The sequence below is a fragment of the Aphanizomenon flos-aquae FACHB-1287 genome (assembly GCF_014698755.1).
Taxonomy (GTDB): Bacteria; Cyanobacteriota; Cyanobacteriia; order Cyanobacteriales; family Nostocaceae; genus Dolichospermum; species Dolichospermum flosaquae.
On record NZ_JACJTO010000049.1, the window covers coordinates 1 to 15,808 of the forward strand.

13 protein-coding genes are annotated in these 15,808 nt (G+C 34.9%); 7 read left to right on the forward strand and 6 right to left on the reverse strand.

Going from position 1 to position 15,808, the window contains the following annotated elements:
* Positions 1-30: 30 nt before the first annotated feature.
* From H6G44_RS17710 to H6G44_RS17725, 5 genes are all read right to left on the reverse strand, one after another.
* Positions 31-1,371 carry a DUF1156 domain-containing protein gene (locus tag H6G44_RS17710; protein ID WP_190387865.1) on the reverse strand — a complete coding sequence of 447 codons (1,341 nt, stop codon included), beginning with the start codon at positions 1,369-1,371 and terminating at the stop codon, positions 31-33.
* Between the two features lie 285 nt (positions 1,372-1,656).
* Positions 1,657-2,199 (reverse strand): hypothetical protein, encoded by a 543-nt coding sequence (locus H6G44_RS20420; protein WP_242031785.1) that lies wholly within the window; start codon positions 2,197-2,199, stop codon positions 1,657-1,659.
* 17 nt (positions 2,200-2,216) lie between these two features.
* On the reverse strand, positions 2,217-2,456 hold the full coding sequence (locus H6G44_RS20425; protein ID WP_242031784.1) for an Rpn family recombination-promoting nuclease/putative transposase: 240 nt from the start codon (positions 2,454-2,456) through the stop codon (positions 2,217-2,219).
* 232 nt (positions 2,457-2,688) lie between these two features.
* A complete protein-coding gene (locus H6G44_RS17720) occupies positions 2,689-6,039 on the reverse strand; it encodes a helicase-related protein (protein WP_190387864.1) in 3,351 nt (1,116 codons plus the stop codon).
* A complete protein-coding gene (locus tag H6G44_RS17725) occupies positions 6,036-6,224 on the reverse strand; it encodes a hypothetical protein (protein ID WP_190387863.1) in 189 nt (62 codons plus the stop codon). The genes H6G44_RS17720 and H6G44_RS17725 overlap by 4 nt, the downstream gene beginning before the upstream one ends.
* Positions 6,225-7,521: 1,297 nt before the next feature.
* On the opposite strand from H6G44_RS17725, the gene H6G44_RS17730 reads away from it, so the two are divergent.
* A complete protein-coding gene (locus H6G44_RS17730) occupies positions 7,522-8,859 on the forward strand; it encodes a transporter substrate-binding domain-containing protein (protein ID WP_190387862.1) in 1,338 nt (445 codons plus the stop codon).
* Between the two features lie 328 nt (positions 8,860-9,187).
* Here H6G44_RS17730 and sufR read toward each other — a convergent pair whose 3' ends face one another.
* Positions 9,188-9,859, reverse strand: coding sequence for an iron-sulfur cluster biosynthesis transcriptional regulator SufR (sufR, locus tag H6G44_RS17735; RefSeq protein WP_190387861.1), 672 nt, complete (start codon positions 9,857-9,859; stop codon positions 9,188-9,190).
* A 238-nt stretch (positions 9,860-10,097) separates the two neighbouring features.
* On the opposite strand from sufR, the gene sufB reads away from it, so the two are divergent.
* The 6 genes from sufB to H6G44_RS17765 all read left to right on the forward strand — a co-directional run bounded on the left by sufB (position 10,098) and on the right by H6G44_RS17765 (position 15,687).
* Positions 10,098-11,537 carry a Fe-S cluster assembly protein SufB gene (gene sufB / locus H6G44_RS17740; RefSeq protein WP_190387860.1) on the forward strand — a complete coding sequence of 480 codons (1,440 nt, stop codon included), beginning with the start codon at positions 10,098-10,100 and terminating at the stop codon, positions 11,535-11,537.
* Between the two features lie 51 nt (positions 11,538-11,588).
* Positions 11,589-12,374, forward strand: a complete 786-nt coding sequence (gene sufC / locus H6G44_RS17745) for a Fe-S cluster assembly ATPase SufC (protein ID WP_190387859.1) — start codon at positions 11,589-11,591, stop codon at positions 12,372-12,374.
* On the forward strand, positions 12,374-13,708 hold the full coding sequence (gene sufD / locus H6G44_RS17750; RefSeq protein ID WP_190387858.1) for a Fe-S cluster assembly protein SufD: 1,335 nt from the start codon (positions 12,374-12,376) through the stop codon (positions 13,706-13,708). Before sufC ends, sufD begins: the two co-directional genes overlap by 1 nt.
* 150 nt (positions 13,709-13,858) lie before the next feature.
* Entirely contained in the window at positions 13,859-15,124 is a 1,266-nt protein-coding gene (locus tag H6G44_RS17755) for a cysteine desulfurase (protein WP_190387857.1), read from the forward strand.
* A 117-nt stretch (positions 15,125-15,241) separates the two neighbouring features.
* Positions 15,242-15,427, forward strand: coding sequence for a hypothetical protein (locus H6G44_RS17760; protein WP_190387856.1), 186 nt, complete (start codon positions 15,242-15,244; stop codon positions 15,425-15,427).
* 2 nt (positions 15,428-15,429) lie between these two features.
* Positions 15,430-15,687, forward strand: coding sequence for a hypothetical protein (locus H6G44_RS17765; RefSeq protein ID WP_190387855.1), 258 nt, complete (start codon positions 15,430-15,432; stop codon positions 15,685-15,687).
* The last annotated feature ends 121 nt before the right edge of the window (positions 15,688-15,808 follow it).

Genomic DNA, 15,808 nt, shown 5'->3' on the forward strand with positions numbered 1-15,808 from the left:
CTTGGGAAATGAGTTTATGATCATGGTTAATCAAAATATTTTAATCCTTCGCCCAAAATTTAACATATTTTTGGCTATTTTTATCAGGCTTTTCTTAACATTCAACACTTCTGCCAAATAAGTAGCGATCGCTTTAGCATAATCTTCATCATAACCTTCTTTTAAAATTAATTGATGAGCTTGTTTTACAGCATCAGCAAAAGTAATCAAAGCCAATTGTTGACGGGAATTAAATAAAGATCCCCATGTATTCATTCCATAAGGTTGAACACGAAAACCTAATGTACCTCTAGGGGGTAATTCTTCATCAGGAACAGGATCAATACCCCACTTATCCCATAACTCATTGCGCTTAGATTCTAAATAAGATTGAGCATGATTAAATATTTCCATATCTTCAGCGGTTGCTAACCGATAGGTTTTACCAGATGATTTAGGATTATGTAAAACTACCGCTACCATTCTTTGACTAGCAATACCATCTATAAATTGTTTTCTGGTATCCTTGTCAGTTAAACTACTACCACAACAGGGACAAATAACCTTAGCTCTTGCTACTGTACCCGTTGCAGGATCAAAATCAATATTATCATTTTCCACAATTGCAAAATCAATTTGATTATTTCCTGATTCATGAATAATCGGAATAATTTTTAAAGCAACTTTTTTGTTATCTTTTTTAGCTAACCACAGATTAGAAGTTAAGGGAATTTCTACCCTACAATCAGGATTTTGACAAGTGACCGTTCTCATCCAATAATAACCTACAGGGATGCGTCCATCAGTTTCATGGGGGTAAAATTTACCGATTTCCTTCTTGGCTGTTTCTAATACCCAATTACCCCATTTTTTCACATCTTCCAATAGAGGATTATAGGTTTGTGGAGTTTCTCCTCCTGTAGTTTCCTTAAATATTCTAGTTTTTAATTGTCCATATTTTTGGGGAAATTCTAAAGTAGCCTTTTCAATTAAAACCGCTACAGGGTTTAAATCATTAGCGAAGGTTTCACAACCCAATCTTAACGCTTCCAAAGGAATAGAACCACCACCAGAAAAGGGGTCTAAAACCTTGGGAGGAATACCACCATGAGCTTGTAAAATATCTGCCCTAGCTTGATTTAATAATTCTTGATTATTAGCATTTTCCCATTTAGAAAGTTCTGCAATAAATTGATTTTTCTGGTTCATTTCTGATGCTGTAAAAGCGGGAACTAAAGCAGCATAAATAGTAGCACGGGAAGCAGCTAAAGGTTTTCTTGACCACCAAATATGTAAGGTAGAAATATGTCCATGTCTAATGTTTTTTTCTTTAGCGGAATATTCGCTAACTTCTTGGATAGGGAATGATTGTTCAATAGCTGCTTGGTTCATGGTTTTGGTGGTGATTTTGGTAGTGATTTTGGTAGTGATTTTGGTAGTGATTTTGTTAGTTGTGAAGTTTTCAGATCCCCAAATTATCTCACAAGTGGGGGGGATCTGGTTAAGAGGATGTTTTAAAAGTGGTATCCCGTATTTTCACCCCCCTTAGTCCCCCCTTATAAAGGGGGAAAACAAGAAAATCCAGTTCCCTCCCTTTAACAAGGGGAGGGTTAGGGAGGGGTCAAAAATATTTGATACATCAATAATGATTTTTCAAACACCCTCTAATGTTTCTGGTTAATTTTGCGTTACATAAGAATCAATTAACTGCTGAAATTCCTCCACAGAGTTAACCTGAATACTGGGTAAAAGTAAATTTTCCAGGATAGACATATCATCAATTTGCTTGATAGTATAGATTATTTTTTCTGGAAGATTAGCAAATCTGCTAGAGAGGATTTTGATAATGTTTTCTTGGCAATTTTTTCTAGCACCAATTTCCTTACCTTTGGCTTGGGCGTTTTCTTCGATAGTGCTGAGGAATGGCATATTTAACTCCTGTTCGTAATCATCTAATTTGGTTTCAAATGCTGTTTGTAATGGTAGTGGTAAAGTCATCATTTTATCAATGATCTTGACTAGATTAATAATATCAAACCTAGTTAAGCCTCTTTGATATAATGCTCTAACCAAACTCCATTTCCATTGTTCTCTTGCAGTTAAATTACTAGTGGTAGCTTTGGTTTTCAGATGTGCCATGACTATTGTAGCAAAGAGATTATCATTTGTGTTCAAATATTCCCATTCATAATCTAATAGTTTGACTATACTAAATTCCATTTTGACTCGACTATTACCTAAACCGTATTCATAACTATTTGGTCGCCAATTTTTGTTTTCATCTCCTCTGGTTTATGAAATAAATCATAAGAGCGATAATTATAGATAAACATTCTTTGGGAAAATTGTTTATCATATTGACTTTGCACTTCTATATGAATCAAAATCCAAATTATTTCATTATTTAATAAACTAACTTGAAATAATTTATCTGCATAACGTTTTTCTGTCTGACTTGAGGCTGTAATTTGTTCCAATTCTTTATCTAAGGATATTGGTTGTTTAGTCCAGTCAATTTGTTGATGAATTTCTGGATAAAAGAACTGTAAGAATAATTCAAAATATTCTCCTATTGCTTCTTTCCATGTTTCATTATAATTTGCTGTAATTTCCGTTATGATTACTATTTTTTCCCTGGTTAATGATGGTTAATGATTCTATTATTATATCAGATACCCGACTTCTTTAAGAAGTTGGGTATTTAAGAAGCTAACTCTGATAATGTTCACAATTAGCATGATAACGCCAATCATTAACTACATATCGAATTACACTCACCTCCTCAGCAGGGTTTAAATGAAGTGCTGGATTTTGAATTATGTATAATGTAGGATTAGTTGCTGCATTTTCCACAATATAAAGCCAATATTCATCTCCTAAACGATTAGCCATTACCCATTCATTGGGAGTCAAAGAAATTGATCCAGAACTGGATCTAGCCTTAACTTCAATATAACGATAGTTCCCTAAATTATCCCAAGAACGAATGTCATAACCTACATCTTTTAAAGAAACATCTTCAGGATTTCTTTGTTCTTTTTGCTCATATTCCATAGCAGTTTTCATACCAATTAATTCAATTTCTTTGTTATTGTGTTGCTCAGGATTAGTAGCTGTTGGTATGACTTGAATAACGCTTAAAATCTCAGGTTCGGAAAGATAAAGATTAGTTTCTACTCTAATATCTTTTTCTAACTTGAGTTTTTTCTGTTCTAAATCATCTCGGTTGCGCTGTTCATTAGCAATAATGACATCAGGAATATTATCACCTTGAATTTTTCTAATCTCATAGTCAGTTAATTTAGCTTCTGACTCTAAAATTAAAGAATCAATGGATTTTAAACCGTATTTTCGCTTAATTTGAGCATCTGATAAACGTTTTTGTAATAATTCTTGTTGATAGGGGTCTAAATAGTTATCTAAAATATAAGCTATAGCATCTTCCAGTTTAGATTTCAGATTACTAACTTTTAATTCTTCTACTAATTTGTCTATAACTTCTGTAGATTCATCATTGGGTTTTAAATCCCATAACAGCGAAGGATTAACAATTTGAAAATTATCTAACTTGTCTTGATATAAACATACTAATTTGCGTCCGGCTATTTCTCCATTACCATCTTTAATTTCACCAGACATAAACCATAATAAACCATCCCATTTACCATCAGGGTCTAAAAAAACTGAGCCTTTATCTATTTCTTTTTGATATTGTTTAAATAAATATTCTAAAATTGCTTCCATTAAAGGATGACCACTGCTAACAAATTCTGCTTGTGCTTTGGAAGTAGCTTTTTTCTCAAAACCAAAGTTTAAATATTCTCGTTGTACTTCTCCATATTTGAGTTTAAATTCATGGGGTTGATTTCTTAACTCAAAAGGCACATTAGTAATACGCCAAAAGCCATTTTGACGTTTTTCGACTTTGATTTTTAAATATTTAGCTGCTCTTAAAAAGAACCTTTCAATATATTCTGGTACAAGACGATTTTCCTTAGCTGTACGCTGTTCTTGATTAATTCGAGATAAATCAATATGACGAGTAGCCAAAGCCTCTAAACTAGCCTGTTTAACTTTATTAATTGCTTCCATATCTGGAACTTTATCCATGTCTGCTAAGATATCATCTATGGTTCTTTTATTAGCAATAGCATCCAGAATTAAATCCTTTAAACTAGCACCTTGTAAAACATCACCAATAACATCAAAAACTCTATCTCCTAGAGCTTCTTTCATTGCTTCTAACTTATCAAATAGCTTTTGTAAAACCTGACCTTCTCTAGTATCTAAAGCCACTAAATTGTAAATATGAACTTCATGTTCTTGTCCATAGCGATGAATCCGTCCCATTCTTTGTTCTAAGCGATTAGGATTCCAAGGAATATCATAATTAACCATTAACCAACAAAATTGTAAGTTAATACCTTCCCCTGCGGCTTCCGTAGCTACCATAATTTGAGTTTTATTTTTAAACTCATATTCAGCTTTAATCCGAGCATCCATATTTAAGCCACCATGAATTAAAGTCACACTATACTCCCACTTTTTCAGCTTTTCTGCTAAATATTCCATTGTATCTTTTGACTCAGTGAAAATTAGTAACTTTTCCTTACTTTCTCGAATTTTTCTTTCTTCTAAAACTTCTCGTAAGCGATTGAGTTTTGTTTCAATCTCTTGCTTTTCTACTGCTTTAGCTAACTTAACTAAAAACTCTAAATTAGTAATTTCTAACTTTAATTCATCTAAAGATTCTGCTGAAGATAATTTAGCAAGTAATTCTTCTTCTTTACTGTAGCGTTCCTCATCTTCCAAGTCTTCTAGATAATCTTCATTATAAATACCATCCTGAATTAATTTACCTTTTTTATATAAATCTTCTAAGCGTTGTTTACGACGTTCTAAAGATTTTAAAACGGCTCTGACACTAGAAGCTAAACGTCTTTGGAGAACAGTTAAAGCAAAAGCAACATTACGTTTTTCCTTTTGGAGAGCTTTGTTAAAATTCTCTTCTACATAATCGGTAACAGCATTATAAAGTTTTTTCTCTTCTTCATTCAAATAATATTTAATCGTTTCCACTAAACGGGGTGGAAATAAAGGTTGTCCATCAAAGTTTTTTAAATCTTCCTTTAAACGACGTAAAAATAAAGGATTATCCTGATCCTCAATAGAAGTTGCTAACATTTCTGTATTAGCAAAGAAGTTAGGTTGTAGTAAATCCAGAAATAATTTGAAGTTTTCAGCATCTCCTCGATGGGGAGTAGCAGTTAGTAAAATTAAATATTTAGAATTACTAGATAGGGTTTCTCCTACAGTATAACGAGCAGTTTTACTAACTTTCTCTCCATATTTATAAGCAGACATTTTATGAGCTTCATCAACAATAACCAAATCCCATCTAGCATCATTAAAAGCCAATTGCACATCATTTTGTTTAATAAAATCAAGGGAGGTAATAATTTGGGGAAATTCTGTCCAAACATTTTGACTCCAACTAGCATTAACTACTCCCCTATCTACCATCAAAAACTTCTCAGAAAAACGCTCCTTCATCTCTCGTAACCATTGGTTTTTGAGATGTCCAGGAACAACAATTAATACTCTATTTACTAAACCTCGGTATTTTAATTCTTTAATTAATAATCCCCCCATAATAGTTTTACCAGCACCGGGGTCATCTGCTAATAAGAAACGAATATTAGGACTTTTGAGAATGTAATGATAAATAGCTTCAATTTGATGAGGTAATGGGTCAACTTGAGATGAACTGATACCATAAAGGGGGTCAAATTGAAAAGCATTGCGAATGCGTGTTCCTTCTAAGTATAAAAATACTGATTCAGGATTTCCTGTAAATTGAAATTGTAGGTCTTTTTGTTCTTGGAGATCAATTAATTCTTGAATAGGAATAACAGGCTGATAACATTTATTACTATTAATACCAACAGCTTCTATTTTTACTCTGGAAGTCCCTATCATTTTAAATGATGAAATTTTTATGGGTTCAGGAAATTTGTCTCCACAAATAATCATTCCTGGTTGTAACTGTTCTATTTTCATTGTTTATATCCCGATATTTTCTTGAGATCATCAATAGCTTCAGTGCTACGGGTACTTAAATGTAAATCATCTATACTTAAAGCTTGAATGGAAGAGTTATAACCTAGTTTTTGGAACAGGTTAGCAATTTTCTCAGAACTAGAAATATTTAATACATCATCTAACTGCAATAAACGCTCTGCCATTTTTTAATTCCCTAAATACTTCTGTAATATTCCTCACCTTCCCCACTCCCTCAAGCTTCTGCTGAATAAGCTCATAGCATTGGTGAGGGCTGAGAACGTCCTTCTCCCAACGGTTAATGGTGGCTTTATGTTACACTTAGATAAGCTGCGAACTGTTCTTAAGTAAGTTCAGTCAACAGGCAAAACCCCCAAATTAGCTCCCCAATTTCGGTTTTTTTGACCAGCAATGGTCTTTTTAATATCTGGTTGATTGCTTCGATGTAACAAGTATTATATCTTCTGAAAGAATAATCACATTCAAAAATAAAAGCAATAGCAAAACCTGCTAATTTTACGAAAATTTACTGATTTTTCGTTTTTAATGCTTTTTGATTTGTATAAAGTTGAAATATGCACTAAATAAACTCATTATCATCTACTAAAAGTTAGATATTAAATAAATACCTACAGCGATTTCTAGGGAGCGATAGCTACGCGCTGATCAAAGGTATCGCTTATTGCATTCAATCCCTTCAGAATCAACTATCCTGAAAAATCCATTCTCTGCCCGTTTTTTCGCTGCTTCTGGACTGTAATAAAGTTTATACTTACTAGACACCTCACTGACAGCACTAGTTAACCGGAACTGTTAACAATTTGTCTGTGTATTTTAACGGACTAGAGGATGGGGTAGCTAGGGCTTCAGCACTGATAATAAAAATAATTACTTTATGTTTACGTAGCTAAGTTTCCCTAATTACTTGCTTGTTAACATCTCTGTTCCAATATCTAACTTTTGGCAGATGACAGCGGATTTACTTAGTGAATGCTTCAACTTTATACAGTTCAAAAATAAATAAAAACTAAAAATCAGTAAATTTTCTTAAAATTAGCGGTTTTTGATATTGCTTTTATTTTTAAATGTGATTATTATGTCAAAAGATATAATATTTATTACATCAAGCAATGAACCAGATGTTAAAAAGACCATTCCTGGTCAAAAATACCGAAATTCGGGAATTTCCCCTGTTGACTGAACTTACTTAAGAACAGTTAGTGATCGTATGGATGTAATATTATACCACTATTAACCATTGTGAAGCACTCTTTAGGAATCGCAGCTAATTAGAAGTCAATATCGCAGAATATTAAGAATACAAATTCTAAATATTATTTATCATGCTCAAAAAACAACCAGCAAAAGCCAAAGACCCGAAAACTTGTTATCTTAAAAAGATTTACAAAATCTTAATTTCATAATCTTTAACAAACAGCTTTTTCAATCAACAGCACTTTTATTAATATTTGAAAACGCAAAATGAAACTAAATTATTTGCCTAGTAATATCGTAATAGTCAGTATTTTGTTCTTCAGTCATGCTAGTTTTGCCCAGACTCCCAACAATAATACTAATCAAGTAGTAACAGAAACCCTGTTTTTTGGACTTAGAAATGATACTCCTCCTCTAAGTTATCGAGGTATATCTTCACAATGGAGTGGTTACTGTCCCCAATTACTAGAACATTTAAAAGAACGGATGAATGAAAATAATACAGAGAAGGAAATAAGTATAGTTTACAAACAAGTATCTCTTAATAACAGATTTACTGGTAATGGAGATGATGGTACGCCTTTAGATGGAGAGTGTGGAGCTAACACCATAACTAATAAACGCGAAGCTGACCTAAAAAATATCGATGCTGGTTTTTCAAATTCTTTTGCGTGGACAGGAGCAAAGCTGTTACTTAAAAACATAAACAAAGCATCTTTTTATAACCGAGAGCCTTTTAAAGAAAAAACAATCGGAATTCCTGGGATAAAGACAAATACAAATTCTCTAATAGGTTCAATTTATACATCAGCAAAAATTAAACCAGTTACGAGAGGAGATGTCTTTAATGAATTAGATGATAATAAGATTATTGCATATGCCGCTGATGAACTTATTTTAAAAGAGATGTTGAAGGAGCGCGAAAATAAAAATCTAAAAAATAGTCAACAATATTCTATTGTTCCTTATTCTAAACCATTAAGCCACGAGCCATACGGAATAGTTATTTATAACAAGTCTAAAAATCAAAATCTTTTAAACGACATAAATTCGTTTTTGACAGGAAAAGAAGCTGAAGAATTAAGAAAAAATAATCATCTAGATGATACTCAAGATAATTTTTTAGAGAAGCTTTATGAAATTAATTATTATGATTCGAGATTTTTAATAGAAATTTTCGCTGTAAGTATATTGCTTACTTTCTGTATGCTGCTTTTTTTGAAGAAGCTTATTCCCACAAGAATAAACAGAAAAGTTTTAGATGTGCTTAATAAAGAAGTTAATAAATTGAAAAATTCAGACAAACAAAGCGATCATCTATTTCTACCAATAATAACATTGATAGAAAAAATAGTTGTAAACTATCAAAAGGGATCAAAATATGACCAAAGCTATTCAAACATCCAATTTGTAGATACAGCAGAATCAGGTAGTAAAGTTATATTTGATCAAGATAATTATACACCAGAAGAACAAAAACAAAAGCTTAAAAAAGCAGAAGAAGAGATTCAAAAACTTCTTAAACAATTAGAAGAAACTAATCCTAGTGCTACTAAAGAACAACAAATTTCTCATACTGAAGATAACACTACTGTTAGCAGCTAGTGCTTTAAAAGCGGTTGGTGATGTAATTAGAACTTCTGGTAGGGGTTATGACACAACATTAACTGGTTTAACTCCAGAACAAATTAGTAATCTCTTCACACCCACAATTTCTAAACCAAAGCCATAATATTTATATAGATTACCTATGAACACACCAGCTAATTCTTTCAACTCTCATGATAAGAATAAACAACAAAAGTGGAATATTTACCTAAATTGATAGATGTCAAATTACCTATTTTCATCCCACATCCACAACAAAAATAACCGACTTCCTTATCTGCGTCTATCCGCGTTTATCTGCGTTCAATTACTTCTATCCAACCACCTAACTTTTTTCCACCAAATAACCACAACGATGTTCACCATGAATCAACCAGTGAGTCCGTTCCACAGTACAATCTGGGAGAATAGCCGCAAACATCTCCAACTCATGACCACAAACGCTGGGAAAAGATTCCGCAACATCAGAAATAGCGCAAGTATGTTCCACAAAAATGAACCTTTCCGCACCACTAGCATCTGATTCTACAGCGTGAAACTCCGCCATAAAACCTTCAGCCTTTCGCAATTCTATCAAATTTGCGACCCGTTCCCGTAAAGAACCATTACCCACCCGTTCATGATATTCTTGGGCTTTGCGTTCCCACTGTTTCCGTAAAATAGATTTTACTTGGTCACGTCCCACCGTTTCCGCTAAAGTGTCCAGAAGCGAAATTGCAAACTCCCCATAACCATCATTTAAGCGGTTACCACTTTTTTGTAGGCGTGATCTTCCCTGCTGACTCAAATGATAAAGGTGCTGAGGTCTGCCCATACTCGGTTGTTCTGATACCGAATATAGAACTAGCTCTTCCGTCTCTAAATCCTTTAAATGACGGCGAATCGCTTGGGGACTCACATCCAAAAAATTAGCCAACTCAACAGCCGTTGCTGGTGAGTGTTTTAATAGATACTCTAGGATATCGTGCTTAGTTGAGGTTTGCTGGGTAGTCGCCATCTTTTCTGCTAGACGCAACGCATACGTCCCAAAATAAAAAACTTTTTTTTTGAAAATTTGACTTAAACAACATTGTTGTTGTTAATCTATCGTACAATGAAATGTAGATTAAACAACAGCCGAATTGTTTTAGTCGTCAAAACCATTCTAGCAGTCTTGTTAGAAATTAGTAACACGGAACGGGAATTAGCGTCATGCAGCCCGTCGTCTATCCTTTAAAGAGAAAACAAGAGAACCGATGAGCGCGTCTGTTACAACCTTAGTCAACCAACCTTATAAGTACGGCTTTGTTACCGATATTGAAGCCGATACTATCCCCCGTGGGTTAAGCGAAGATGTTGTCCGTCTGATTTCCGCTAAAAAGAATGAGCCGGAATTTATGCTGGAGTATCGCCTCCGCGCTTACCACCAATGGCTGAAAATGACAGAACCAACTTGGTCTCATGTCCAATATCCGCCTATTAATTATCAGGATATTATTTATTATTCCGCACCGAAACAAAAGAAAGCAAAACTCAACAGTTTAGATGAAGTCGATCCCACCTTGCTGGAAACTTTTGCGAAATTAGGTATTCCTTTAAATGAACAAAAGCGATTAAGTAACGTTGCTGTTGATGCGATTTTTGATAGTGTTTCTGTTGCGACTACATATAAAGAGAAACTCGCTAAAGACGGTGTAATTTTCTGTTCTTTTTCAGAAGCTCTACAAGAACACCCAGAGTTAATTAAAAAATATTTGGGTAGCGTTGTTCCTATTGCTGATAATTATTTCGCAGCTTTAAATGCGGCTGTATTTAGTGATGGTTCTTTCGTTTATATTCCCAAAGGCTTAAAATGTCCAATGGAATTGTCTACATATTTCCGCATTAATAATGGTGATACAGGACAATTTGAAAGGACTTTAATTGTCGCCGAAGAAGGTAGTTATGTTTCCTATTTAGAAGGTTGTACAGCCCCCATGTACGACAGCAACCAATTACACGCAGCGGTTGTAGAATTGGTAGCTTTAGATAATGCGGAAATTAAATATTCTACTGTGCAAAACTGGTACGCTGGTGATGTCAATGGTAAAGGCGGAATTTACAACTTTGTAACTAAACGTGGTTTATGTCAAGGTGTCAATTCTAAGATCTCTTGGACTCAAGTAGAAACAGGTTCAGCTATTACTTGGAAGTACCCTAGTTGTGTGTTAGTTGGTGATAATTCTGTGGGTGAATTTTACTCAGTTGCATTAACAAATAATATGCAGCAAGCGGATACTGGAAGTAAGATGATTCACGTGGGAAAAAACACCCGTAGCACTATTATTTCTAAAGGAATTTCTGCTGGTAAATCTAGTAATAGTTACCGGGGTTTGGTGAAGATTAATCCCACTGCGAAAGGTGCGAGAAATTATTCTCAATGTGATTCGATGTTAATTGGTGATAATGCTCAAGCTAATACTTTTCCTTATATTCAAGTTCAGAATAATTCGGGAAAGGTTGAACATGAGGCTTCTACTTCTAAAATTGGTGAAGATCAATTATTCTTTTTCGCTCAACGTGGTATTTCTTCGGAAGATGCTATTTCAATGATGATTAGCGGTTTCTGTAAGGATGTTTTTAATCAGTTACCAATGGAGTTTGCTGTTGAGGCTGATAAGTTGTTGAGTCTGAAACTAGAGGGTAGTGTGGGTTAAGAAAACGAACCACAGAGACGCAGAGTACGCAGAGAAAGAGAGGAAGAGAAGATGATTGTTGAGAATAGTGATTTGATTTTGTCGGTTAAGGATTTGACGGCTGATGTTGATGGAACTCCGATTTTAAAGGGGTTGAATTTGCAGGTTCGCGCGGGGGAAGTTCACGCAATTATGGGTCCAAATGGTTCGGGAAAAAGCACTTTTTCTAAGGTTTTGGCGGGACACCCAGCTTATACTGTTACTGGTGGTGAGGTGGTTTTTCAAAACCAAAATCTTTTGGAAATGGAAGCAGCAGAAAGATCTAGAAATGGTGTGTTTTTAGCTTTTCAATATCCTCTGGAAATTCCTGGTGTGAGTAATTTGGATTTTTTACGGGTTGCTTATAATTCTCGTCGCAAAGCACAAGGTTTAGAGGAGGTTGACGCTTTTGATTTTGATGATTTGGTTGAGGAAAAATTGGATATTGTGAAGATGAATTCTTCTTTCCTTAGTCGCAGTGTCAATGAGGGTTTTTCTGGTGGAGAAAAGAAGCGGAATGAAATTCTGCAAATGGCGATTTTAGAACCAAAGTTAGCTATTCTAGATGAAACTGATTCTGGTTTGGATATTGACGCTTTGAAAATTGTCGCTAATGGGGTTAATCAATTAACAAATTCTGAAAATGCGACGATTATGATTACTCACTATCAGCGTCTTCTTGATTATATTATCCCTGATTTTGTTCATGTGATGGCACAAGGACAAATTATTAAAAGTGGTGGTAAGGAGTTAGCCTTAGAGTTGGAATCTCGCGGTTACGATTGGGTTCTAGAAGAAGCTTTGGGAGTGGGTGTGTAATGTCTATTCCAGTTTCTCTTACTTCTATTCCTGATTCTCTATTAGATAGAGATGCTTTTTTAAGTGGTTTATTAAGTCGGGTAACTACTAAAAAATCAGACGGTTGGTTACAGGATTTGCGCGACGGTGCTGTTAATTGGGTGCGTCATTCTGTTATCCCCAATACCCGCGAGGAAGAATGGCGATTTACTGATTTATCACCTCTCAAACAGGTAGATTTTAATAATGTAAAAACAATTCATAAATTGTCTCTACAGGATGATTTTGCTTTACCTGAAGTTTCTGGGCGGTTAGTGTTTGTTAATGGTGTTTATTCACCTGATTTATCTAATACTGAAAATTTACCTACTGGCTTAATTGTTGGTAATTTGGATGTTTTACCTGGTGAAGTTATCCAAAAATATTTAGCGCAAGCTGAAGGTAGTAAAGAGGTTTTTACAGCCTTGAATACTGCGGCTTTAAATGATGTCGCGGTGGTATGGGTTGCTAAAAATGTGGTGGTGGAAACACCAATTCATCTATTATTTGTTTCTGTTTCTGGTGAGTCTGCGACTATTTCCCAACCTCGTGTTTTAGTAGTTGCTGAAAGTAGTTCTCAGGTGGTTTTGATTGAGGAATATACGAACCACAGAGACACAGAGGACACGGAGGAGGAGGTTTATTTTACTAATGGTGTGACGGAAATCTGGGTACAGGAAAATGCTCAGGTTACTCACAATAGGGTCGTGCGTGAAGGTGCTGCGGCTTTTCATATTGGTAAAACTGCTGTTACTCAAGCAAGATATAGTCGTTATAATTGTAATGCTGTCACTGTTGGTGGTAAAATCTCTCGTCATAATTTGGAGATATTACAATCTGGTGAACAAACGGAAACGACCCTTAATGGTTTAACTGTAATTGCTAATAACCAATTGGCTGATACTCACAGTGTTTTATCTTTAAATCATCCTCATGGTATTAGTAAACAATTACATAAGTGCATTATAAGCGATCGCGCTCATGGTGTGTTTAATGGTAAAATATTTGTTCCTAAATCGGCTCAATTAACAGACGCATCTCAATTAAATCGCAATTTGCTATTATCATCTAAGTCGAGAATTGACACCAAACCGCAATTAGAAATCACTGCTGATAATGTTAAATGCGCTCACGGTGCTACTGTCAGTCAATTAGAAGATGATGAAATCTTTTATTTGCAAAGTCGTGGTATTGATGAAAATAATGCACGGAAATTATTAGTTAATGCTTTCGCAACGGAAATTATTAACTTTATCCCTGTTGCTTCTTTGCGTGAGAGTTTGTTAAAAACAGTCGTCACCCTCACAAATAAATAACCAAAAACCCCACTTGCAAAAAGTGGGGAAAACCCCACCAAAAAACCCTCTAAAACTTTCTTTCTCCGCGTTCTCCGTGCCTCTGCGGTTCGTTCTTCTTAAATTCTGCAATACTCCTAAATTCTAGCTATTATTCTGAAATCATTAAATATGACCATCACTTCTACCAAAACTCTAGCTGATAAAGTCCGTTCTGACTTCCCTATTTTACATCAGGAAGTTCACGGTAAACCCCTGGTTTATCTCGATAATGCGGCTACTTCTCAAAAGCCTTTGTTTGTTTTAAATGCTTGGCGTGATTATTACGAACAATATAACTCAAACGTTCATCGTGGCGCACATTTTCTCAGCGGAAAGGCTACTGATGCTTATGAGGGTGCCCGTGATAAAATTGCTAAATTCATTAATGCTAAATCACGCCAAGAAATTGTTTACACTCGCAACGCAACAGAAGCCATTAACCTAGTCGCTTACAGTTGGGGAATGCACAATTTACAGCCAGGAGATGAAATTATTCTCTCGGTAATGGAACACCATAGTAATATTGTTCCTTGGCAATTTGTCGCTCAAAAAACTGGTGCAATTTTAAAGTTTGTGGAATTAACACCAGCAGAAACTTTTGATTTAGAACAGTTTAAAAACCTGATTTCTGACAAAACAAAGCTGGTGTCTATCGTTCATATTTCTAATACTTTGGGTTGTATAAATCCAGTTAAAGAAATCGCTGAAATTGCCCACAAATTCGGTGCAAAATTCTTACTTGATGCTTGTCAAAGTGTTCCCCATACTCCTATTGATGTCCAAGAACTTGATTGTGATTGGTTAGTAGCTTCTGGACATAAAATGTGCGCTCCCACTGGGATCGGCTTTTTATATGGTAAGCTGGAATTACTAGAATTAATGCCGCCATTTTTCGGTGGTGGTGAGATGATTGCAGAGGTATTTTTAGACCATTCGACCTACGCAGAATTACCCCATAAATTTGAAGCCGGTACTCCTGCTATTGGGGAAGCGATCGCACTTGGTGCAGCTATAGATTATCTTACTAATATCGGTATGGATAAAATCCATGCCTATGAAGCGGAATTAACTGCCTATTTATTCGCCCAATTAGCACAAATACCCCAAATTAGAATCTACGGACCAAAACCCAATGCTCAAGGCGAAGGTAGAGCCGCTCTAGCAGCTTTTACGGTAGAGGGTGTCCACGCTAATGATCTATCTACATTATTAGATCAAGAAGGTGTGGCCATACGTTCTGGCCACCATTGTACACAACCATTACACCGTTATTTAGGTGTAGCGGGAACTGCACGAGCAAGCTTATCTTTTTACAATACTCGTCAAGAAATTGATATTTTCATCAAGGCTTTGAAGGAGACTTTGGACTTTTTTGCTGGTGTGTTTGCTGAGTAAATGTAGGGTGGGCATTTCCCACCTTTTTTAATTTATAATTATTTTGTGAATGTAAAAATAGGAAAATCAGCAATATTAAAAGGCCTATAGTAGACTGTAGGAAAATCTACTAACTTTATGGAGAATAAAAACCAAAGGAAATCAATTCCCTCATTGAATCAACGCATTAATGAACATCAGGAAAAGATTAAAATAGAGTATGAAAAATATTATCCCAATCAAGGTTTAATTAGACATTGGGAAAATGAAATTAAAGCTTTTGAAAAGGGAATTCAGCAAGCAGTCAAACGATTGGGAAAATAACTATGCAAATTAGCTCTCGCTCTCTTCCTATTGCTAGTTCTACTTTGAGGACATTAATTATCGAATTAGGCTCAGAATGTCAAAATATTACTGCTTTAATTTATCAGCTTCAGTCACCTCACCTAAGTACTAGACAACAAGCTGAAATTTTGGCAGAGTTGCTAAGTGCTACAATTCATTTGAATGTTCATTGTGGAGATGATTTTCAGGAATTAATTGCGGAAGAAATGGAAAAATTACCTGATAATGATGAACAATAAATTTAGAGTTGGTATTTTCCCTCCTTTTTAATAAAAGAGTTTTTCACACAGAGGCGCAAAGAGAATATGATAGACATAGGTAAGATTTTAGTTATTTTATCTAATATCGTGATGGAATGTA